At 66.0% G+C, this 22,282-nt stretch carries 18 protein-coding genes; 7 read left to right on the top strand and 11 right to left on the bottom strand.

Annotated features, from left to right (window positions below; all coding sequences use genetic code 11):
• Positions 1-524: malonate decarboxylase holo-ACP synthase (locus G3N97_RS23500; RefSeq protein ID WP_205995357.1), on the top strand; the 524-nt coding region annotated here is incomplete at its 5' end.
• Positions 521-1,456: a malonate decarboxylase subunit epsilon gene (mdcH, locus tag G3N97_RS23495; RefSeq protein ID WP_205995358.1), complete on the top strand. Its 936-nt coding sequence runs from the start codon at positions 521-523 to the stop codon at positions 1,454-1,456. The genes G3N97_RS23500 and mdcH, both read left to right, overlap by 4 nt.
• A 154-nt stretch (positions 1,457-1,610) precedes the next feature.
• Here mdcH and G3N97_RS23490 read toward each other — a convergent pair whose 3' ends face one another.
• Positions 1,611-2,225: an alpha-ketoglutarate-dependent dioxygenase AlkB gene (locus tag G3N97_RS23490; protein WP_205995356.1), complete on the bottom strand. Its 615-nt coding sequence runs from the start codon at positions 2,223-2,225 to the stop codon at positions 1,611-1,613.
• A 95-nt stretch (positions 2,226-2,320) separates the two neighbouring features.
• The gene (locus tag G3N97_RS23485) at positions 2,321-2,644 is read right to left on the bottom strand and encodes a hypothetical protein (RefSeq protein ID WP_205995355.1); all 324 of its coding nucleotides are present in this window, start codon (positions 2,642-2,644) and stop codon (positions 2,321-2,323) included.
• A 396-nt stretch (positions 2,645-3,040) separates the two neighbouring features.
• Here G3N97_RS23485 and G3N97_RS23480 point away from each other — a divergent pair, with 396 nt between their 5' ends.
• The gene (locus G3N97_RS23480; protein WP_205995354.1) at positions 3,041-4,204 is read left to right on the top strand and encodes a metallophosphoesterase; all 1,164 of its coding nucleotides are present in this window, start codon (positions 3,041-3,043) and stop codon (positions 4,202-4,204) included.
• A 129-nt stretch (positions 4,205-4,333) separates the two neighbouring features.
• Positions 4,334-5,425, top strand: a complete 1,092-nt coding sequence (locus tag G3N97_RS23475) for an AI-2E family transporter (RefSeq protein ID WP_205995353.1) — start codon at positions 4,334-4,336, stop codon at positions 5,423-5,425.
• A 25-nt stretch (positions 5,426-5,450) separates the two neighbouring features.
• Here G3N97_RS23475 and G3N97_RS23470 read toward each other — a convergent pair whose 3' ends face one another.
• From G3N97_RS23470 to G3N97_RS23445, 6 genes are all read right to left on the bottom strand, one after another.
• Complete coding sequence (locus tag G3N97_RS23470; protein WP_205995352.1) at positions 5,451-6,911, bottom strand: heavy metal sensor histidine kinase; 1,461 nt, start codon at positions 6,909-6,911, stop codon at positions 5,451-5,453.
• A complete protein-coding gene (locus tag G3N97_RS23465) occupies positions 6,908-7,597 on the bottom strand; it encodes a heavy metal response regulator transcription factor (protein WP_205995351.1) in 690 nt (229 codons plus the stop codon). The genes G3N97_RS23470 and G3N97_RS23465 overlap by 4 nt, the downstream gene beginning before the upstream one ends.
• Before the next feature lie 91 nt (positions 7,598-7,688).
• Positions 7,689-9,206 carry an efflux transporter outer membrane subunit gene (locus G3N97_RS23460; protein WP_205995350.1) on the bottom strand — a complete coding sequence of 506 codons (1,518 nt, stop codon included), beginning with the start codon at positions 9,204-9,206 and terminating at the stop codon, positions 7,689-7,691.
• Positions 9,203-10,474, bottom strand: a complete 1,272-nt coding sequence (locus G3N97_RS23455; protein ID WP_205995349.1) for an efflux RND transporter periplasmic adaptor subunit — start codon at positions 10,472-10,474, stop codon at positions 9,203-9,205. Before G3N97_RS23455 ends, G3N97_RS23460 begins: the two co-directional genes overlap by 4 nt.
• Before the next feature lie 39 nt (positions 10,475-10,513).
• On the bottom strand, positions 10,514-13,711 hold the full coding sequence (locus G3N97_RS23450) for an efflux RND transporter permease subunit (RefSeq protein ID WP_205995348.1): 3,198 nt from the start codon (positions 13,709-13,711) through the stop codon (positions 10,514-10,516).
• Positions 13,712-13,957: 246 nt separating this feature from the next.
• Positions 13,958-14,965 carry a LysR family transcriptional regulator gene (locus tag G3N97_RS23445; protein ID WP_205995347.1) on the bottom strand — a complete coding sequence of 336 codons (1,008 nt, stop codon included), beginning with the start codon at positions 14,963-14,965 and terminating at the stop codon, positions 13,958-13,960.
• A gap of 225 nt (positions 14,966-15,190) precedes the next feature.
• On the opposite strand from G3N97_RS23445, the gene G3N97_RS23440 reads away from it, so the two are divergent.
• Together G3N97_RS23440 and G3N97_RS23435 are read left to right on the top strand one after the other, a co-directional pair.
• Entirely contained in the window at positions 15,191-15,898 is a 708-nt protein-coding gene (locus tag G3N97_RS23440; RefSeq protein ID WP_205995346.1) for an MgtC/SapB family protein, read from the top strand.
• A 197-nt stretch (positions 15,899-16,095) separates the two neighbouring features.
• Positions 16,096-16,347, top strand: coding sequence for a GlsB/YeaQ/YmgE family stress response membrane protein (locus G3N97_RS23435; protein WP_124261370.1), 252 nt, complete (start codon positions 16,096-16,098; stop codon positions 16,345-16,347).
• Between the two features lie 106 nt (positions 16,348-16,453).
• On the opposite strand, the gene G3N97_RS23430 is transcribed toward G3N97_RS23435, so the two are convergent.
• From G3N97_RS23430 to G3N97_RS23420, 3 genes are all read right to left on the bottom strand, one after another.
• On the bottom strand, positions 16,454-17,980 hold the full coding sequence (locus tag G3N97_RS23430; protein ID WP_205995345.1) for an acetyl-CoA hydrolase/transferase family protein: 1,527 nt from the start codon (positions 17,978-17,980) through the stop codon (positions 16,454-16,456).
• 184 nt (positions 17,981-18,164) lie between these two features.
• On the bottom strand, positions 18,165-18,383 hold the full coding sequence (locus tag G3N97_RS23425; protein WP_205995344.1) for a hypothetical protein: 219 nt from the start codon (positions 18,381-18,383) through the stop codon (positions 18,165-18,167).
• A gap of 166 nt (positions 18,384-18,549) precedes the next feature.
• Positions 18,550-20,775 (bottom strand): FUSC family protein, encoded by a 2,226-nt coding sequence (locus G3N97_RS23420; protein ID WP_205995343.1) that lies wholly within the window; start codon positions 20,773-20,775, stop codon positions 18,550-18,552.
• A 257-nt stretch (positions 20,776-21,032) separates the two neighbouring features.
• Here G3N97_RS23420 and G3N97_RS23415 point away from each other — a divergent pair, with 257 nt between their 5' ends.
• Positions 21,033-22,034, top strand: coding sequence for a LysR family transcriptional regulator (locus G3N97_RS23415; RefSeq protein ID WP_205995342.1), 1,002 nt, complete (start codon positions 21,033-21,035; stop codon positions 22,032-22,034).
• Positions 22,035-22,282: the final 248 nt, after the last annotated feature.

Below are 22,282 nucleotides of genomic sequence, written 5' to 3'. Positions count from 1 at the left end.
CCGAGGCGGCGACGGGTTTTGTCGCGGCGGGCGTGCGCGGCGCGACGCGCGCCGAGCGCTACGGCACGTGGATACCTGTTCAGGATATCGAAGCATCTGTTTCACCTGAGGCGCTGCTCGATTGCGAACCCGCGCCGGAACGCGCCGCCCTGCCCGCGTTCGTCGCGCTCGCCGCCTTGCGCGCGCATGACGCGCTGAGCGGCTACGTTTGGGGACCGGCGGGCAGCGTCGGCTTCGAACTCGCCACGCAGACGCCGACGATCACCGCATCGAGCGATCTCGACGTGCTGATCCGCGTGCCGCAGCGCGGCGATCCCGCCAGCCTGCATGCGCTCGCGGACGCACTCGCCGACGCCGCGCGTCTTGCGGACACGCGCGTCGATGCGCAACTGGAAACGCCCGCAGGCGGCGTCGCGCTGGCCGAACTCACGATGGGCAAGGCGCGCGTGCTGCTGCGCGCGAGCGACGGCGCGCGGCTCGTCGCCGATCCGTGGCACGCGACGACAGCGGCAAGCTCGCTATGACGCTCGCCTGCCTGTTTCCCGGCCAGGGCGCGCAAAGCCCCGGCTTTCTGCATCGGCTGCCCGATCACGACGTCGTGCGCGCGACGCTCGACGAAGCCTCGTCGGTGCTCGGCAGCGACGTGCTCGCGCTCGACAGCGCCGAGGCGCTGCAATCGACGGTCGCCGTGCAGATCGGGCTCACGATCGCGGGCGTCGCCCAGGCGCGCGCGCTCGCGCAAGCGGGACTGACGCCGCAATTTAGCGCGGGCCTGTCGGTGGGCGCGTATCCGGCGGCCGTGTGTTGCGGCGCGCTCGCATTCGCCGACGCGCTGCGCATGGTGCACAAGCGCGCCGAACTCATGGAAGCCGCGTGGCCTTCGGGTTATGGCCTCAGCGCCGTGTCCGGCTTGAGCGAAACGCAAACCGAGCAACTCGCGCAGACGCTCGCCGCGCAAAGCGGCGAACGCGTCTACGTCGCGAACGTGAATGCGCCGCGTCAGATCGTCGTCGCGGGTGCGGATGCCGCACTCGAATCGTTCGCCACGCTCGCGCTCGCGGCAGGCGCGCGCAAGGCGCAACGCCTCGCGGTGTCCGTTCCTTCGCATTGCGAACTATTGAACGACGCGGCGGAAGCGCTCGTGGCGTGGTCGCGCGAGATTCCGTTCCGCGCGCCCGAAGGTGTCTACATCGACAATCGCGGCGGCCGTCCGCTCTATAGCGGCGATGCGATCCGCGCGGATCTCGCCACCAATATGCGCCACACGGTGCGCTGGTTCGATGCGCTCACGGTCATGATCGAGTCGGGCGCGACGGTGCTGGTCGAAGCGCCGCCGGGCCAGGTGCTCACCGATATCGCGCGCGAGCAGGTTCCGGACGTGACCGCGCTCAGCGCCGCGAGCTTGCCGCTCGATCGGCTCGTCGCGACGATCAGGCGGCGGCTGGGCGAGGAATAGCGGTCTCGGCAGCGGCGTCGGTCGCGACCGCGTACCGACGAGCAATCGCGCTTATAAAAAATTTATGCGCATAAAGTCATATTTGATTTTTAGCGCGACGGATGACGCACGCGTGCGTGGCGAATCCGCGAAATCACCTCGATCTCGCCGCGATCTACCCTCGATCGCCCGACTTCTTGCGCAATTCCGGCATCACGACCCGAAACGTCAGATTCACGCGCTCGCCGCTCACCGACAACTCTTTGGGCACGCGATGCCGCCATTGCGCCTGCGTCTGCCCGCGCATCACCAGCAAACTGCCGCTCGACAAGGGAAACGCGCGCGTCACGCCGCTCGCGGTATGGCGCAGATCGAAGCGCCGCGTGGCGCCGAAGCTCAGGGAGGCGATCACCGGTTCGGGGCCGAGTTCGGGTTCGTGATCGGCGTGCCAGCCCATGCTGTCGCTGCCGCCGCGATAGCGGTTGAGCAGCACGCTGTTGAAGCGCACGCCGCATTGCGCAGTCACGGCGTCGCGCAATTCGGCGACGGCCGTCGTCCATGGCTGCGGGACGTTGCGAATGCCCGAGTAGATATAGACCGCGCCTGGATCGCCCTGCCACGCGGTCAGGCGCGGCTGGTCGACCCAGCCGCCCGGCGTGCGGATGCGCTCCTGACGCCAGTCCGTTTCGGCGACGATGCGCGCGAGATAATCGGCCGCCGCCGCGGGCGCGAGCCAGGCGGGATGCCAGTCGACATCGGGTTGGGGCGTATCGTCGAAGAGATCGAACATCGGGTCGGAAAACACAAGCGCAGCGAAAAGCAGAGCGCGCAGTGTCGCATGACGCGGCGCGCCCCGTCACACGACATCGGCCCGCTTGCCGCGCTTCACACGAACAGCGCGAGATAGAACACGGCCGCGCCGATCAACGCCCCGATGAAGCAGAAGCCCTCGGCCGGCTCCTCGGTGGTTCGCGAACGCAGCCACGCGCCCGCCACGCCGAAGAAGCCCGCGATGCCGAGCGCCACGAACACCATCACGACGTCGAATAGCGCGCTGCGCCCGATCTCGAGCATGTCGATGCGTTTGAGCGCGAAGTACAACACCACGGCCATGATCGAGAGGACGACGAGCGGCAGCATCACATGACTGCCCTCGCGCCCTACATGACGACCATGAAGCCCTTGCACGACCGGCCTGGTGATTTTCATGACCCGTCTCCCCCAGAGTGCCCGAAAAAACGTGTGGACCTCGATTCGAGCATAGTCCATCGATCAGTCCGATTCAATGAACGTTTAATAGCGCTATGCAGCATGCTCGGCCCGCATAAAAATCTTGCGACGACACCGCGCGCCTGACAATCCAGGGTTATGCCGCACTGCGCAAGCGCCGCCGCGCCGCCGTTTACCGGGCGCCCGTCCGCACGCGGCACGATCCGTGCTGCGCCGGTAGAATGCATCGCAGCGCAAGCGCTTCCGCACGCGCCTCGATGCCGGTTTGCAGTCCACCCTGAAGTCCGCATCGCCCTTGCTCCGCGCCCCGACCGCGCCCCGACCGCGCCTGACGTTTCCCGACACCGCACCGATTCCGCACCGACCGCGCCCGCCATGCCTCGACTCTCGTTCCTGGTCCGCTTCATCGCCATCGGCATCCTGCTGCACGCCTATGTCGGCTTTCGCCTGATTCCCGATCTGCCCGTGCCCGCCGCCGTCAAATGGCTCGCGGTGCTCTGGCTCGTGCTTTCGGTGCTCGTGATTCCGCCCGGCATGCTCGCGCGGCGCTTCAAGCGCCAGCCGCTCGGCGACCGGCTCGCCTGGACCGGCATGCTGTTCATGGGCTTTTTCTCGTCGCTGCTGATGCTGACGATCGTGCGCGATCTCGTGCTCGCCTCGCTGATGACCGTCGCCGCGATCTGGCCGCACGCCGCCGATCTCGCGCGCTGGCGCACCGGCAGCGCGGCGGCGGTGGTCGTGCTGGCGTTCGCCTCGACGGCCTTCGGCTTCTTCAACGCGCGGCGGCGCGCGCGCGTGCGCAACGTCGACGTCCCGATCCGCAATCTGCCCGCCGAACTCGACGGCTTCACGATCGTGCAATTGAGCGACATCCACGTCGGTCCGACGATCAAGCACGATTACGTCGAGCGCATCGTGCGCGCCGTGAATCAGCTCGACGCCGACGTGGTGGCGATCACCGGCGACGTGGTCGACGGCAGCGTGCAGCATCTCGCCGATCACACCGCGCCGCTCGGGCGGCTCGCCGCGCAGCACGGCGTCTATCTGGTGACGGGCAACCACGAGTACTACTCGGGCGCCGATGCGTGGGTGGCCGAGTTCCGCCGCATCGGCCTGACGGTGCTGATGAACCAGCACGTGGTGATCGAGCATGGCGGCGCGCGGCTCGTGCTCGCGGGCGTGACCGATTACACGGGCGGCCATTTCGATCCCGCGCACCGCAGCGATCCGCAAGGCGCACTGCGCGGCGCACCCGACGACGTGAACACGCGCGTGCTGCTCGCGCATCAGCCGCGCAGCGCGCACGCGGCCGCCGACGCGGGCTACACGCTGCAACTGTCCGGTCACACGCACGGCGGCCAGATCTTTCCGTGGAATTTCCTCGTGCGGCTGCAGCAGCCGTTCACGGCGGGGCTGGAAAAGCTCGGCAGCCTGTGGGTCTATACGAGCCGCGGCACGGGCTACTGGGGGCCGCCGAAGCGTCTGGGCGCGCCTTCGGAGATCACGCGCGTGCGGCTCGTCGGTGCGCGCTCGGCCTGAGGTCGCGGCGGCCACGCCGCCAGACCGCCATCCTGCGAGCACACCGCGCGGGGCGCGCGCAACAAGCCGGTATCATGAGCGGCAAGCTCATCGACTGGCCTTGCCCGCCCCAACTGGAATCCCTCGCTCATGGACGGCAACAAGCACCTCCACCAGACCGCCTTCTACCTGCTGCTGTTTGTCGTTTCCATCGCGCTGTGCTTCGTGCTCGCGCCGTTCTTCAGCACCGTGCTGTGGGGCGCCATTCTCGCGCTGATCTTCCAGCCCGTGCAGCGCCGCCTCGTCGCGCGCCTCGGACGCCGGCGCAATCTCGCCGCGCTCATCACGCTGCTGTTCTGTCTCGTGATCGTGATCTTCCCGCTCACGCTGGTCGCGGGCACGCTGATCCAGCAGGTCGGCTTCGCCTATGCGCAGGTGCGCGCGGGCAGTCTCGACTTCGGCGCGTTCTTCAGCCAGATCGTGCATGCGCTGCCGCAGTCGGTGCAGAACGTGCTCGCTCGCTACGACCTCATGGATCTGCCCGGCCTGCAGCAGCGGCTGACGGCGGGGGCGGCGCAGATCAGCCAGTTCGTCGCCACGCGCGCGCTGAGCCTCGGGCAGAACACGCTGCAATTCATGGTGAGCTTCTGCGTGATGCTCTATCTGTTCTTCTTTCTGGTGCGCGACGGCCGCGAAATCTCGCGCCTCGTGCGCGACGCCATCCCGCTCGACGAACAGCACAAGCTGCATCTGATCCGCAAGTTCACGACGGTGATCCGCGCGACGGTCAAAGGCAACGTGGTGGTCGCCGTCGTACAGGGCACGCTCGGCGGCATCGCGCTGTGGGTCTGCGGCATTCAGGGCGCGCTGCTGTGGGGTTTCGTGATGATGCTGCTGTCGCTGCTGCCCGCCGTGGGCGCGGCGCTCGTGTGGCTGCCCATCGCCATTTACTTCATCTCGACGGGCGATCTCGTGCGCGGCATCGGGCTCGCGCTGTTCGGCGCGCTGGTCATCGGCACCGTCGATAACGTGCTGCGTCCGGTGCTGGTCGGCAAGGACACGCGCCTGCCCGACTGGGTCGTGCTGATCTCGACGCTCGGCGGCATTTCGCTCATCGGCATCAACGGCTTCGTGATCGGGCCGCTGATCGCCGCGCTGTTCATCAGTTGCTGGGACCTGCTGCGCCGCGACCAGCACAGCCAGGGCGCGACGCCCGCCGCCGAGGACGACGAGCTGGTTTAGCACGGATAAGACTGTTGCGAAGCGTTCAGGACGACACGTGCAACGGCACGCCCGCGCGTCCCTGACGCGGCGCATTCGACTCCACCGGCCCGGTCGTCGCATTCGGCCGCGCCGCCGTCCCGCCGCCCTGCGCGGCCACCGAAAAGCCGAACGTATTGATGCCGTTGGCGCTGCGCACGAACACCGTGCCGCCGTGCATTTCCGCGACCGCCTTCACGATCGACAATCCGAGGCCGTGATTCTCGTGGCTGTTCGAGCGCGCTTCCTGAATGCGATAGAAACGGTCGAAGATATGCTCGCGCACGAACGGATCGAGCGGCTCGCCCGGATTCGATACGGCGATTTCCACGTGCCCGTCCTGCGGCGCGATGGTGGCCTGCAACACGGTGCCCGGCGGCGAATGCTGAATCGCGTTGACGAACAGATTGCTCACCGCGCGCCCGATCAGCGACGTGTTCACCCACGCGCGCGCGTCGCCCTGCACTTCCACGCTCAGTTGCGCTTCTTCGAGCGGCATATCGAGGAATTCGAGCATGCGCTCGACCTCGCAGCGTAGCGAGACTTCGGTGAGTTCGGTCGCGCGCTCGCCGCGATCGCTGCGCGACAGGAACAGCATGTCGTTGACGATCACGCGCAATCGTTCGAATTCCTCAAGATTCGATTGCATCGTCTGCTGCAACTGCTCCACCGAGCGATCGCGCGTGAGCGCGACCTGCGTCTGCCCGATCAGGATGCTCACCGGCGTGCGCAGTTCGTGCGCGACATCCGCGTTGAACGACTCGAGGCGCTCGTAGGCCTTGTCGAGACGTTCGAGCGCGCCATTGAACGACGTCGCCAGTTCGTGCAATTCCTCCGGCAACTCGCCCGAATGCAGCCGCTGCCGCCGGTTCGACGGACTCAGTTGCGCGGCCTCGCGCGACAGCCGCGTGAGCGGCGCGAGACCGAAGCGCGTCACCGCGCGGCTCAGCAGCGCGACCGCGATGGTCGAGAGCGCGATCAGCACGCCGAGCGCAATACCGAAGCGCCGCAGCATGCTTTCGGTGCGCACGCAGTCGCTGCCCACCACGAGTTTCACTTCGGGGCGATCGCCGCTCGCGGGCACCGTCATGCTCGTGACGATGATGTCGTAGGTGCAGCCCGGCGGCCGCACGAGTTGATGATTGTTGCCCGCGTCGCCCGTGATCGTGCCGACGATGGGCGTGCCGAAACGAAAGCGCGGATCGGGGCCTTCGACGTAGTAATGCATGCGGCTGTCGGCGGGCGAAAGATCGCGCAGCTTTTCCTGCACCGAAGCCCACTTCTTTTCGTCGGGCGCGTGCGAAACGATCAGGCTCGCGATGCGCGCGCGCGTGTCGAGCGTCTCGCGCAACTCGTTGATCAACTGGCGCTGCATCAGCAGAAACAGGCCCGTTCCCGTGAGCGTGAAGACGATCAGCGAGACCGCGGCGAACATCGCCGACAGCCGCAGCGAGATCGAGCGCTTCATGACAGCTGGCCTCCGTCCTCGCGCACTTCGAGCACGTAACCCATGCCGCGAATCGTGTGCAGCAGTTTCGACGCGTGCGGGCCGTCGAGCTTCGCGCGCAGCCGCTTGATGGCGGTTTCCACGACGTTCGCGTTGCTTTCGAAGTTGACGTCCCAGACGAGTTCGGTGATGAGCGTCTTCGAGAGAATTTCGCCGCGCCGCCGCGCGAGCACCGACAGCAACTGAAACTCCTTCGCCGTGAGATCGAGACGCACGCCGTCGCGCGTCGCGCGGCGGCTGATCAGATCGACCTGCAGATCGCCCACCGAAATGAGCGTGGATTCCTGCGCGCGGGCGCGCCGCGTGAGCGCGCGCAGACGCTCGACCAGTTCGAGAAACGAAAACGGCTTGGTCAGATAATCGTCGGCGCCGTCGCGCAGACCGTGCACGCGATCGTCCACGCGGTCGCGCGCGGTCAGCATGATGACCGGCGTATCCTTCTTCGCGCGCACCGCGCGCAGCACACCGAAGCCGTCGAGCTTCGGCAGCATCACGTCGAGCACGATCACGTCGAAATCGTATTCGGTGGCCATCCACGCGCCCTCTTCGCCGTCCATCGCCACGTCGACGATCCAGCCTTGTTCGCTCAACCCGCTGCGCAAATAATCGATGACCTTGCGCTCGTCTTCGATAACCAGAACTTTCATGCTTGCCCTCCGCTTCGTGCGCGACCTCCTGGGCCGCGTCGAATGATCTTGTGTTGCGGCTCGCGTGACGTTGCACGCGAGCGTTGTGAGCCTATCCCTTGCCGGCCGCCGCGCCCGGCGCGGGCGTCTCGCGGCAGGTGCCCATGCTGCAGGCGAGCGCGCGGTCGTCCGCGCTCCAGCCGCCGCCCAGCGCCTTTGCCAGATATACCACCGTGGCGGCCTGTTGTCCGTGAATCTGCACTTCCTGGCGCTCGCTGGCAAGCAGTTGCTGCTCGGCGTTGAGCACGTCGATGAAGGCGACGAGGCCGCCCTGGTAGCGATCGTTGGCGAGTTCGAACGACTGGCGGGCGTCGTCGACGGCGGACTGGCCGTCGGTGGACGCGCGTTCGAGCACGGACAGCCCCGTTACCGCATTCTGCACCTCCTGGAACGCCGTGAGCACGGTCTGGCGATACGAGGCCTGCGCCGACTCGTAGCCGGCCTGCGCGTAATCGACGCCCGCCGCGCGCTTGCCGCCGTCGAACAGCACCTCGCCCGCGCTCGCGCCGAGCGACCACATCAGGCTCGGCACCGAAAAGAGGTTGCTGAAGCGCGTCGATTCCCAGCCCAGCGTGGGCGAGAGCGTGAGGTCCGGAAAATACGCCGAACGCGCCACGCCGATCTGCGCGTTGGCCGCCGCCATCGCGCGCTCGGCGGACGCCACGTCGGGCCGTCGCTGCAACAGCTCGCTCGGCAGGCCGGTGGGCAGCGCGGGCGTCGGCAGCGGCGTCACCTTCGGCGCGAGCACGAACTCGGGCGCGGGCTTGCCGATCAGCACCGCAATCGCATTCTGGTCCTGCTGACGCTGGTTTTCGAGCAGATGCACCTGCGTCTTCGTGGCGTCGAGCTGCGCCTTCTGCTGAAGCAGATCGAGGCCCGAGACCGCGCCCAGATCGTGTTGCGCGCTCACGAAATCGAGCGCCTTTTGCTGCAATGCGATCGAGCGGTTCACGACGTCGATTTCATCGTCGAGTTCGCGCATCGCGAAGTAATCGGTCGCGAGTTCGGCGGTGAGCACGAGCCGCGCGTTGGCGAGATCGTCGCCGGCTTGCTGCGCGGACGCCTGCGCCGACTCCACCATGCGCCGGATGCGCCCGAACAGATCCAGCTCGTAGCTGATGGTCGGGCCGACCTGGATGTCGTTCTGCACGGTCGACATGTTCGGCGTGACGTAAGTCGTCTGCGGCCGGTTCGCGGAGATGCGTTCGCGCGCGATGCCCGCGCCGAGCGACACCTGCGGAGCCTGTTGCGACGACACCGAACCGAGCGTCGCGCGCGCCTGCGCGTAGTGCGCGACGGCCACGCGCAGCGTCTGGTTTTCGGCGAGCGCGGCGTCTTCGAGACCATCGAGCTCCGGATTGCCGAACGCCGCCCACCAGCGCGGATCGAGCGGCGCGTGCGAAGGCTGCGCGGCGTGCCAGTAGGCGTCGGCGGGATCGACGCGCCACGCGGCCGGACTCGCCGTCTGCGGCTTCTGATAGTCGGGGCCGACCGTGCAGGCCGCGAGCCCCGCCACGCCGATCAGCGTCAGCAGCGCGCGCGCCTTCGAAGGGAAGCTCGTTGCGCTCACGTCGTGCTCCGCTTCGCGCTGTCGTTTGCGCTGCCTGCACCGCTCGCACCGCTTGCGCCGCTCGCATGCGGCGCGACCACGACGACGCTGTCGCCATCGGCGATCGAATCGCTCGGATTAAGCACGACACGATCGGTCGCCTCGATGCCGCGTCCGATTTCGAGCGTCTGGCCGAGATCCTGCGCGATCTCCACGGGCTTGAGGCGGATCTTGCCGTCCGCATCGACGACCGCGAGGCGCGGGCCTTCCGCGCGGAACAGCAGCGCGTTGCCCGGCACCGTCAGGCGTCCGTGCGAATCGGTTTGCAGCGCCGCCTGGACGTAAGCGCCCGGCAGCAGCTTGCCGTCGTGATTGGGCAGCGTGATTTCGACCTGCAGCGTGCGCGTGGCGACGTCGATAGCCTGCGACGTATGCGTGACCGTGCCGTCGAAGGTCACGCCGGGCATCTCCTGCTGCGTCACGCTCACGTGCTGGCCGAGCGCGACGTGCGGCGCATCGCTTTGCGGCACGTCGAGATAAAGCCGCAGCGGATCCGACTGCGCGATCGCGAACAGCGCATGCCCCGCGCCGCCGTTGCCCGAATTCACGAGGTCGCCGATATCGACGTTGCGCTGCGTAATCACGCCCGTAATCGGCGCGACGATACGCTGGAACGACTTGGTCTGTTGCAGACGGCGCACGTTCGCATCGGCGGCGGCCAGATTGGCGACGTCCTGGTTGTACGCGCCCTGGCGGTCGTCGAGTTCCTGCTGCGAGACCGCATCGCGCTGACGCAACTGCTGCGCGCGCTCGAACGAAGTCTTCGCGAGCGAGAGCGTCGACGCCGACTGATCGCGCTGCGCCTGCGCCTGCGCGAGCTCCTGGTCGATCTCGGGCGTGTCGATTTCCGCGAGCAACTGGCCTTGCTGCACGTGCGCGCCGATATCGGCGTACCACTTGAGCACGTAGCCGCTCGCGCGCGAATAGATCGGCGCTTCTACGTAGCCGCGCAGCGTGCCGGGCAGCACGATGCGGCCGTCCGCGCCCGCGGCCTTCGGCAGCACGACGCTCACGTACTGCTGCGCGTTCTGCTTCGTCACGTCGGCGAGATGATGCGCGTTCATCACGTTGGAGACGATCGTGCGCGCGGCGCCCGCCGCCAGCAGCACGCCGACCACGATCACTGCGATACGCGCGCGCTTGCCGGCCTGGCCGCGCGCGGGCAGGTCCATGCCCTGCTCGCCGCCGACGGCGATGTCGAGGGAAGAATGGTGGTGAGGTTCGTTCATGTCATCGGCCAGAATATGCGGTTGTCGAGCGTCCTTGCATCACGTGCGGCGGCGTTGCGCCTCGCGTTCGCGCCGGACTTCGGCGCGGTGCGCGAGTCGCGAATGCACCGTCGCGAACATGAGCGGAACGAAGAGCAGCGTCGAAACGGTGGCGAACAGCAGCCCGCCGATCACGGCGCGGCCGAGCGGCGCGTTCTGCTCCGCGCCTTCGCCGAGACCGAGCGCCATCGGCACCATGCCGATCATCATCGCGAACGCGGTCATCAGCACGGGGCGAATCCGCGTCGCGCCCGCTTCGAGCGCGGCGGCCAGCGGCGTCGCGCCCGCGGAAAGACGCTGACGCGCGAACGACACCACCAGAATGCTGTTCGCGGTCGCCACGCCCACGGTCATGATCGCGCCCGTCAACGCGGGCACGCTCAGATGCGTGCCGGTGATGAACAGCATCCACGCGATGCCCGCGAGCGCGGCGGGCAAGGCGCTGATGATGATGAGCGGATCGGCCCACGACTGGAAGTTCACGACGATCAGCAGATAGACGAGCACCACGGCCATCGCAATGCCCACGCCCAGGCCGATGAACGACGAGCGCATCGTGCCGATCTGCCCGCGCATCGTGACCGTGGTGCCGCGTGGCGCGTGCGCCTGCACGTTGCGGATCAGCGCGTCGATATGCGCGCCCACCGAACCGAGGTCGCTACCTTCCACGCTCACGAGCACGTCGATCACCGGACGGATGTTGTAGTGCGTGACGAGCGCCGGGCCGTCGTGCGGCTTGAGCTGCACGAGATTGCTCACGAGTTGCAGCGGCGCGTTCGCCGTGCTCGCGTGCGCGGAAACCGGCGTGTTCATCACTTCGTTCACCGACGCTTCGCGATATTGCGGCGTCTGCACCGCGAGCGGATATTCCACGCCGTTCTGCGGACTGACCCAGAATGCGGGCGATGTCTGCGAACTGCCCGAGAGCGCGATCAGCACATCCTGGGCCACGTTTTGCGGGCTCAAATTGAGTTGCTGCATGCGCGAGCGGTCCATCGCGAGCATCAGCGCGGGCTCATCGTTGCGCTGCGCGATATGCGCATCGACCGCGCCCGGCAACTGGCGCACCTGCTTGAGCAGCGTGCTCGCGAGCGCCATGTCCTTGTCCAGATCCGAACCCACGACCTGCACGTCGATGGCGGCGGGCTGACCGAAGTTGAGAATCTGCGTGATGATGTCGGCGGGCTGGAAGAAGAATTCGATGCCCGGGAAACGCTGCGGCAACAGCGTGCGCAACTTGTCGATATAGATGCGCGAAGGATCGTGATCGGGCGTCAGCGCGATCTGGATTTCGCCGTCGAGCGTGCCCATCGTGCCTGAATTGCTGTACGAAAGATTGATACCGCTATACGGCAAACCGAGGTTGTCGACGATGGTCGCGAGTTGGTCGGGCGGCACGACGGTGCGGATCGTTTTCTCGACTTCATCGGCCAGACGCGCGGTTTCCTCGATGCGATAACCCGTGGGCGCGCGCATGTGCAAACGGATATTGCCCGCGTCGACGGACGGGAAAAAATCGCGGCCGAGAAAGAACACGAGGCCGAGCGAGAGCACGCAGAACGCGAGAAACGTGCTGCCGAACAGGCGTCGGCGCGCGAGCAGCAGACTGAGCAGCGCGATGTAATTCGCGCGCACGCGTTCGAAGTAATGATTGAAGCGCAGATGCACGCGCGTGAAGCCGGAAACGCGCGCGCCGGGCTGCGCATGCGCGGTCGGATCGTGCCCCGCGAACAGCAGCATCGCGAGCGTCGGCACCAGCGTACGCGAGAGAATGTACGACGCGATCATCGCGAAAACCACGGCTTCCGCGAGCGGCACAAACAGGAAGCGCGCCACGCCCGTGAGGAAGAACATCGGCACGAACACGATGCAGATACAGAGCGTGGACACGAGCGCCGGCACCGCGATTTCGCCCGCGCCTTCGAGAATGCCGGTGTGCAGATCGCTGCCTAAATGCAGGTGCCGTTCGATGTTTTCGATCGTCACCGTGGCGTCGTCGACGAGAATACCGACCGCGAGCGCGAGACCGCCCAGCGTCATGATGTTGATGGTTTCGCCGAGCGCGTAGAGCGCGATGATCGAGGCGAGAATCGACAGCGGAATCGACACCGCGATGATCAGCGTGCTGCGCCAGTTGCCGAGGAACAGCAGGATCATCGCGGCCGTGAGCGCGGCGGCGATCAGCGCTTCGCGCACCACGCCCTGCACTGCCGCCGACACGAAAATCGACTGGTCGAACAGCGGCTGGATCACGAGGTCGTCAGGCAGCGTGTCGCGCACTTTCGGCAGCAGATCCTTGAGCGCGCCGACCACTTGCAGCGTGGACGCATCGCCGCTCTTGAGCACCGACATCAGCACGCCGCGCTGGCCGTCCTGACGCACGATGTTGGTCTGCGGCGTGAAGCCGTCACGCACGTGCGCGACGTCGCCGAGATAGGTGGTCGCGCCATTCACGGTCTGAACGGGAATGCGGTTCAGACCCGCGATCGTATCCGGCGACGCGTTGGTATCGACGCGGAATTCCGTCTGGCCGAGCTTCGCGGTACCGGTCGGCAGAATCAGATTCTGCGCGTTCACGGAATTGACGATATCGGCGGGCGTGAGACCTTTAGCGATCAGCGCGCGCGTGTCGATATCCACCGAAATCACGCGCGTCTTGCCGCCGTATGGATACGGCACCTGCGCGCCCGGAATCGTGATGAGCTGCGGGCGCAGGAAGTTCATCGCGATATCGGCGAGCGCCTGTTCGCTCATCGACTTGCTCGACAGCCCGAGCTGGATCACCGGAATGCTCGACGCCGAATAGCTGATCACGAGCGGCGGCGTCGCGCCCGGCGGCATCTGCTTGAGCTGCGCCTGCTCCGACGCGACGGCCTGCGCGATCGCGGTCTGCAGGCTCGCGCCCGGTTGCAGAAAGAGCTTGATGATGGCGATGCCGGGCAGCGACTGCGACTCGATGTGCTCGATGTTGCTCACCGTGGTCGTGAGGCTGCGCTCGTTGACCGAAGTGATGCGCTGCGCCATGTCCTGCGCGGAAAAGCCCGTGTACGACCAGATGATGCTGATGACGGGGATGTTGATGTTCGGCAGCACGTCGGTGGCCATCGACATGAGCACGAACGGCGTGGCCAGTACGATCAGGATGGCCATCACGATAAACGTGTAGGGCCGCTTCAGCGCGAGATTGACGATCCACATGGGGCAGGTTGTGCGAGCGGTGGTGACGGCACGGACGAGGCGAACGGCGCTGCGGGCGTCGTCCGGCCGGGCTTCATATCGGGTTCAGATCCGGTTCAGGCGGGTCCGCATCATAGGCAATCGCGGTGGCGCATGCGTGGCGCGAAGATGGCGCGTTTGACTGTCACGCGCCACCCCGCGCCCGCGCGTCTCGCGCAGCGTCTTCGAGCGTTCCGGCGACACGCCTCGCGCGGCGAGGCGCGGGCTTCAGTTCACGAGGCGCAGACGGTCGGGCTCGCGCACCTTGCGCGCATGCGCGGTCGCGCGGCGACTCGACGCGGGCGCGTCGCAGGCCGCGAGCGACGCTTCCTGCTCGGCGAGCACGAGCGGCACCTTCTCGCGCAGAAACTCCACGAACGTGCGGATCTTCGCGTCCAGATAACGGCGCGAAGCGTAGAGCGCGAAGATGTTCAGCTTTTGCAGGCGATGCGAAGGCAGCACGCGCACGAGCGAGCCGTCGGCGAGTCCGGGCAGCGCCACCGGCACCGGCAGCGGCCCGATGCCCATGCCCTCGCGAATGGCGAGCGCGAGCGCCTCGGGATTGTTCACCTGGAACGGCGTCACGCCGGTATGGCGGAACGTCTCGCCTAGCGGGCCTTCGGACACCCACTGGCCGGCGGTCAGGCTCGCATCGGTGAGATGCAGGCAGGTGTGCGCTTCGAGATCGTCGAACGAGAGCGGCACGCCGCGCGCGCGCAGATAGTCGGGCGAGGCGCACAGAATGGCGGCGGTGCTGCCCAGATGCTGCGAAATCAGCGCGGAATCCTCGAGCTCGGCGGCCACCACCACGGCCACGTCGAAGCCTTCCTCGATGATGTCGGGCATCTGCTGCGCGATCGTCAAGTCGACCGAAACATCAGGCAAATGCTGCTGATAGCGCGCGATCAGCGGCATCACGTAATGCTGGCCGAAACTCGTGCCGCCATACACGCGCAGCTTGCCGGCCGGATTCGCGTGCGCGGCGGCGGCCTCGGCTTCGGCCTGATCGATGTCGGCGAGAATGCGCTTGCAGCTTTGCAGATAGCGCTCGCCCGCCTCGGTCAGCGACATGCGCCGCGTCGTGCGGTTGAGCAGCCGCGTGCGCAGCCGCGACTCCAGGTCCGTGACGGCGCGCGAGACCTGCGCCGTCGTCATCGTTTCGTTCGAGGCGGCGCGCGTGAAGCTGCCCGACTCCACCACCCTCACGAAAATCCGCATGTTGCGCAGCGTGTCCATCAGCGACTCCTCTCCATCGTCTTGCTCTATGTGGCTTGATTCATTGTGAATGGCGCCAGTCTCGCCTGGCGGCCGTGGCTGGACGCTGACCTGTAAATGACAGCCGCGTCAGCTTGGCGAGGCGCGCGCTCCCGCGTATGATCCACGGCGCTACCGCAGCGCGGATCGCAGGGGCGTCCGGACGCCCGGCCACGCATCCCGCGCGCCGTTTTTCATGACAGAACGATGACTTACGAATTCGCCTTGCGCCTTCTCGCGGCGTTCGCCTGCGGCGTCGCCATCGGACTGGAACGCCAGATGCGCCAGCGCACGGCGGGCCTGCGGACCATCACGCTCGTCGCCAGCGGCGCGTGTCTGTTCGTCACGCTCGGCGTGCTGACGGGCAACGGATCGAGCGGCGTCACGCAGATCGCGGCCTACGTGGTGTCCGGCGTCGGCTTTCTCGGCGGCGGCGTGATCATGCGCGACAAGGGCTCGATTCAGGGCATCAACACGGCCGCCACGCTCTGGTGCTCGGCCGCCGTGGGCGTGCTGTGCGGCGCGGGGCATTACGTGCCGGCCGTCGCGGGCACGGCGGTCGTGCTGCTCACCAACACGGTGCTGCGCGAGGTGAGCCGCATCATCAACCAGTCGCCGGTGTCGAACGCCGATCTGGTGAGCGTCTACGTGTTGACGGTGGTGTGCCGCGAGGAGGACGAAATCCACATTCGCACGGTGCTCTCGAATTCGATGTACTCGACGCCGCTGTCGTTCCAGAGCCTCACCAGCGAGGACGTGGACGGCCAGCCGCAGCGGCTGCGCGTGACCGCCACGCTGCGCCTGCATCCAAAATACCAGCCCAAGCTCGAACAGATGGCGAGCCGCCTGAGCATGGAAAAAGGCGTCTCCAGCGTGAGCTGGACGGCGGCGGAAACCGAGGCGGCGCCCGAGTAATCGCTTGCGCGCGCGACGCATACGGATTCCTCACGCAATCCTTACTATCGCATTGCTGTTTCGTTGCAGTTTCTGAAACACGCCCCGGCAGATTTCAAGAACTGTCAATTCTGGCCCGCTTTCGTGGACGCGCTCCCGCCCCTCGGCTAAGCTCGATACACCGTGACTCCGTTCACGCCAACAAGGGGGAATCCAATATGCAACACGGCATCATCGGCTGGCTTATCATCGGCGCAATCGCGGGCTGGCTCGCGGGTCTGCTCGTCAAGGGCGGCGGCTTCGGATTGATCGTCGATATCATCGTCGGCATCGTGGGCGCGTTCATTGGCGGCTGGCTCGCCGGCGTCCTGCACATCAACATCGGCGGCGGCATGATCAGCTCGATCATTACCGCTATCGTCGGCGCGGTCATCCTGCTGTTCGTGATCCGCCTGTTCCGGCGAGCGTAGCGCGGCGGCCTCGCCCAAAAGAAAACGGGAGCACCTTCGCAGGTGCTCCCGTTTTTTTATGCGCGCGTTTACACGCGTCGCTTACACGCGGCTTGCTTCGCCATGCTTACGCATTCGCGACGAGACCCTCGCCGACATCCGGCAGCATCGAGCCCGTTTCGTTGTAGCGCAGATGCATCTCGTACGCCTTCGCGAGATTGTGCGGCGTCTGGCCGCCGTGCTTCAGCGCGTCGCGATAGTAGTCGCGCAGCAGGTCGCGATAGAGCGGATGCACGCAGCGGTCGATGATCAGCGCGGCACGCTCGCGCGGCGCGAGGCCGCGCAGGTCGGCGAGACCTTGCTCGGTCACGATCACGTCGACGTCGTGCTCGTTGTGATCGACGTGCGGCACCATCGGCACGATGCTCGAAATCTTGCCGTCCTTGGCGATGGCCTTGGTCGCGAAGATCGCGCACGAGGCGTTGCGCGCGAAGTCGCCCGAACCGCCGATGCCGTTCATCATGTGCGTGCCGCCCACGTGCGTGGAATTCACGTTGCCGTAGATATCGCATTCGAGCGCGGTGTTCAGCGCGATCAGACCGAGACGGCGGATCACTTCCGGATGGTTGCTCACCTCTTGCGGGCGCAGCACGAGCTTGTCGCGGTAGCGGTCGAGTTCGGCGAGCACCTGCGCCTGACGCGGCGCGGAGAGCGTCATGGAGGCGCCCGAGGCGAACACCATCTTGCCGGCGTCGATCAGGTCGAACGTGGAGTCCTGGAGCACTTCCGAATACATCGTGAGCGCTTCGAACGGCGAGTCCACGAAGCCCGACAGCACCGCGTTCGCGATCGTGCCGATGCCCGCCTGCAGCGGCGGCAGTTGCGCGCTCATGCGGCCATGCTTCACTTCGTGTTGCAGGAAGTCGATCAGGTGACCGGCGATGCGCGCGGTTTCCTCGTCGGCGGGCAGCACGGTCGAGGGGCTGTCCGGCTCGTTCGTGATGACGATGGCCGCGATCTTCTCGGGCGGAATCTCGATGGCCTGCGTGCCGACGCGATCGTCCACGCGCACGATGGGCAGCGGATCGCGATGCGGGCGGCGGCCCGGAATCCAGACGTCGTGCAGACCTTCGAGACCGAGCGGCTGCGCGAGATTGATTTCGACGATCACCTTCTCCGCGAGAATCGCGAAGCTCGCCGAATTGCCGACCGAAGTCGTGGGGACGATGGCGCCGGTTTCGGTGATGGCCGCGGCCTCGATGATCGCGAGGTCGAGCTTGCCGAGCAGATTCGCGCGCAGCATCTCGACGGTCTCCGAGAGATGCTGGTCGACGAACATCACTTCGCCGCGATTGATGGCCTTGCGCAGCGTGGTGTCCACCTGGAACGGCAGACGGCGTTCGAGCACGCCCGCTTCGGTCAGCATGCGGTCCACGTCGTGGCCGAGCGAGGCGCCGGTCATGAGCGTGATACGCAGCGGCTCTTTCTCTTCACGCGCGCGGCGCGCCAGCTCGATCGGCACGGCCTTCGTGTCGCCGGCGCGGGTAAAGCCGCTGGCGCCCACGCGCATGCCATTGCGCACGAGTTGAGCCGCTTCGGCGGCCGAGGTGATCTTCCCGCGCAAGGCGGCACAACGGATACGGTCTTCGTACATCAAAGTCTCCACAAACTCTCTGATCGCCAAGTGCCCTTTTCAGGTCTCGCTTCGGCGGTTTGCATTTACGGATTTTGCAAAACAGTTTTGCAGCCGGAAATGCGCAAAGCCGCGGGACCCATACGCAGGCGCCGCGGCAAGAATCTCAAGCGTGCGCCAGCTCATGGCGGGCGGTTACTCGATCTCAGCTACCAAAATAAATATTGCAGAAGCTGACCGGTCCGACGCATTCGTCTTTGACGGCCGACTTCGCGACTTCGCGCGCGGGCGCTTGCGCGGCCGGTTGAACCGCGCCTTGTGCGACCTGCTGAGGGACGCTCGCTGCCGGTGCTTCGCTCTGTGCATAAGCAGCGGCGGCGGCAAACAGCGAACAGGCAACAACAGCGATCTTCAGGGACTTCATTTTACTCTCCAGTGCTAACGGGTACTGCCGAAGCAGTGATGTGACTATATGACTCATGCCTGGATAGATTAAGAAGCCCGGCTGGAAGGCATTCTTCCAAGCCACGCGAGGATCGCGCGCGGGTCAAACGTTAAGGCACATTGAAGTGTTCCTTCAATGCGAAAGATCAATGGGAGTTCGAATGCGATCGCGGCCAGAACGGCCGGCCGCGCGCGGCGCGGCGCGCGAGGGCGCCAAGGGGCGCATCGCGGTCGATCAGCGCGCTGCGGATGAAGTGCAGATGGCTCAGGATGCGTTGCACGTCGTGACGGCGTTCGCGGTCGCGCTGAACGGCCGGCAGCGCTTCCTGGGCGATCCATGTGGCCCCGCGCAGGGCGATCAGCGTGCGTTCGAGCTGCGCCGCGTCGGGGTCGTCGAACAGCGCCGAGATATCGTCGAGCAGATGCCCGAAGCTCACGCGCCAGCGCGGATTGACGAGATCGAGCCAGGCGGCGTGCTCCACCTCGTTGCGCAGGTCGATCACGGCATGCCCCACTTCGAGCGTCACGAGCATCCAGCGCAGCGCGCGCCGGTGCGCCTGCTTGCGGCCGTTGAGCAGCAGACGCAACTGGTGCATCAGGTCGTGCGCGCCGGACTGGAACTGCTGGTTCAGCCCCGCCAGTTCGCCCCGGCACGCGAGCACGACCTGGCCGCGCAGCGCCACACACATGCGCGCGACGAGCCAGTTCATGTGCGGCGGGAACACCACGGCGAACGCAAGCGCGGCCACCACCATCGCCGCCACGACCGCGAGACCGTTGTTGATCAGCAGATCGGGCGTGTACGAGATGACGTTATCCGGCCCCGCGAGCAGACACAGGAACACCGAAAAGCCGACGCCGAAGCCCGCGATGCGCGGCCGCGTCGCGAGAAACGCCCCCAGCGCGAGCACGGGCGCGAGCGCCGCGCACAACAGCGGAAAGCCGTCGACGTTCGGATAGACATAGCACATCAGCCAATAGCCGACGACGGCGGCGCAGCCCGCGCCCGCAGCCATCTGAAACGCCATGCGCGTGGCACGCGGCGCCGACGAGGTGAGCGCACACGTGAGCGCGCCCGCGATCATCGCGAGGCCGCCGCTCGGCCAGTCGGTTTCCACCCAGAACCAGCCCAGCGCGGCGACCACGACGGCCGTGCGCATGAACGTGAACGCGACGACATACCAGCTCGTTCGCGGCACATAGCGCGTGACGCGCGGCTCGGGCGGCAGCCCGGCCTGCGTGAGCGACGCCCACGTCCGGCTGTAACGCGCGATCTCGGACGTGAAGCGATAGATCAGCTCCGCCGTGGTATCGAAGTCCTGCAGCACGTCGGGCGCGTTCGTTTCGAGCGGACGGCGCGTCTCGCGCACATGACGCGGCAGCGTACGCTGAAATGCCTCGAGATTTTCCGCGAGACGTAGCGCATACGTTCGATCGGTTTCACCCTGGCGCGGACGCTGCGCGAGCGCCGCCGCAAGCTCGCTGAAATATGGCGCGAGCGGCGCGATGGCCTCGTCGCTCCAGCGCAGCCGTTTCTTCAACTGACGCAGCGCGTGCAGGCGCGCGCACACATCCATGAACTCGCCGTTGAGGCGCGCGAGCAACTGGCTGCGCGCGCGCATCGTCGGGTCTTCGAAAAACGAGAAAGCGCGCGTGGCTTCGAAGCCGACGATCTCGTCGACGAGGCGAGCGAATCGTCCTTCGAATGCGCCCCTTTCAAGGCCGCCTGCCAACACGCCCGCAGCGAACTGAGTAAAATCCAGATACCGTGTCCGCAAGGTGCGCTCGAGCACCGAGCCCGATTGACGGGGCACGATGACGGCGCTGACCACCCCGGAACACAAGATCCCCACGGCCACTTCCGCCCCGCGTCCGAGCGCGGCGAGAAAGAGACCATTGGGCTGCATCACGAGCGGGATGCCGATCAGCGCCGCGGTATAGCCGGCCAGCACGAACGCGTACCAACGAAAATGCCGATTCCGCATGGCGGCCGCCGTACAGGCGGCGACCCACACCGTCATCCCCGCGACGTAGAGCTCGGGCTGCTGGATGAACACGGCCCCGAGCACCACCGCCGCCACCATCCCGACCGCCGTGCCGACGATGCGGTACACGCTCTTCGCGAACACCATGCCGGAGAGCGGCTGCATCAGCACGAATACCGTCGTCATCGCGATGCGCGGCTGCGGGAGATCGAGCAGCATCGCAATGCCCATCGCCAGCAAACCCGCCGTGACCGTTTTCAGCAGGTGCAGCCAGATCGCGCCATGACCGGCTCGCCATTCGCGCAGGCCGCGTCGCGCCGCGCGCCAAATAATTTCGGCGCGCCGACGCGAGTCGATCGCTCGATGTATCGCTGGCTGGCGGTTCATGGACTGCGGACTACGCTCGGAATGATACGAAGAATGCCGCTGCTTAAGCAGGGCAGAACAACGTGGTTGCACGGGGCCGGAGCGTGCGCTGTTCGCAAATCCACTCTGGCCGACAGGCGCCGATTGTAGGAGCCTCACTGGAGCGAATTAACGGGAGGGACGGGGAACGTCCGTTCCAGATCGCTCAACAATGTGAGGGTCTGCAAGGCGGACAATATCGTTTTCGCACCGAACAAGAACGTTCTGAAGAAGGTCTGATGGATACGCTACAAAATATGCGGGTGTTTGTCCGCGTCGTCGAAGCCGGCAGTTTTACTGCCGCGGCTCAATCGCTCGATTCGACGACGGGTGCGATGTCTCGCGCAGTCTCGGAACTCGAGGCGCATTTGCGCACGCGTCTGCTCAATCGCTCGACGCGACGGCTCGCGCTGACGCCCGCGGGCGAGCGCTATCTCAAGCGCTGCAAGCAGATTCTCTCCGACGTCGACAGCGCCGAAGAAGAAGCGAGCTGCGCACACGAACGCCCAGCCGGTGCGTTGCGCATGCACAGTTTCGCGAGTATCGGCCAGCAATACGTGCTGCCCGCGATCTCGCGCTATCGCGCGCTGCATCCGGAAGTGACGTGCGAACTCACGCTCTCGCAGCGTCTGCCCGATCTGTTCGAGGGCAGCAGCGACGTTTCGGTGATTACGGCGGCCTCGTTGCCGAATTCGGATCTGGTCTCGCACCAGTTGGGTTCGACGTGCAGCATTCTGTGTGCGTCGCCCGGTTATGTGCATACGCACGGCGCGCCGCGCACGCCCGCCGATCTCGCGCATCACGACTGTCTGATTCTCAAGACGCCGACGTCGCCCGCGCACGAATGGACGCTCGAAGGTCCGGAAGGCGGCGTGGAAATGCACGTCGACGGGCCGGTGCAGGTGAATATCGCCGAGTCGCTCGCGGTTGCGATTCGCGAAGGTATGGGTATCGGCATGCTGCCGGTCTATGCAGCCATCGAAGGGCTGCGCAATGGCACGCTCGTGCGTGTGCTTCCGCAACACATCCTGCAGAAAGTTAACGTGTACGCGCTGTATCCGTCGCGCAAATTCGTCGATGCGAAGACGAAGACGTGGGTGGAGTTTTTGCGCGCGCACCTTCCGCAGGTGATTGCTCGCGATATGGCGCTGCTCGAGGAGCTCACGCAGGAACAACTCGTCGATGCCGCGTCGATCACGACGCCCGATGCGTTGATTGCGGCTCAGAAGACCGAGGATTAAATCTGCTTGATCAGATGTTGAAGTTGAATGCAAAACGGCCGTCCCTCGGGACGGCCGTTTTTATTTGCGCTTTATTCTGCTCTGACGACGCATTTTTGCGTGCGTAGTTTTTCAAGCAAGTAAACGCCAGAACCCCGGCTCTCTTCTGGAGAAGCCGGGGTTCTGGACGTACTGCATAAGAAGCCTGACGATTACCTACTTTCACACGGGCAATCCGCACTATCATCGGCGTAGAGTCGTTTCACGGT

The sequence above is a fragment of the Paraburkholderia sp. Ac-20347 genome (assembly GCF_017104805.1).
GTDB lineage: Bacteria > Pseudomonadota > Gammaproteobacteria > Burkholderiales > Burkholderiaceae > Paraburkholderia > Paraburkholderia tropica.
This window is presented reverse-complemented; position numbering and strand designations above follow the sequence as displayed.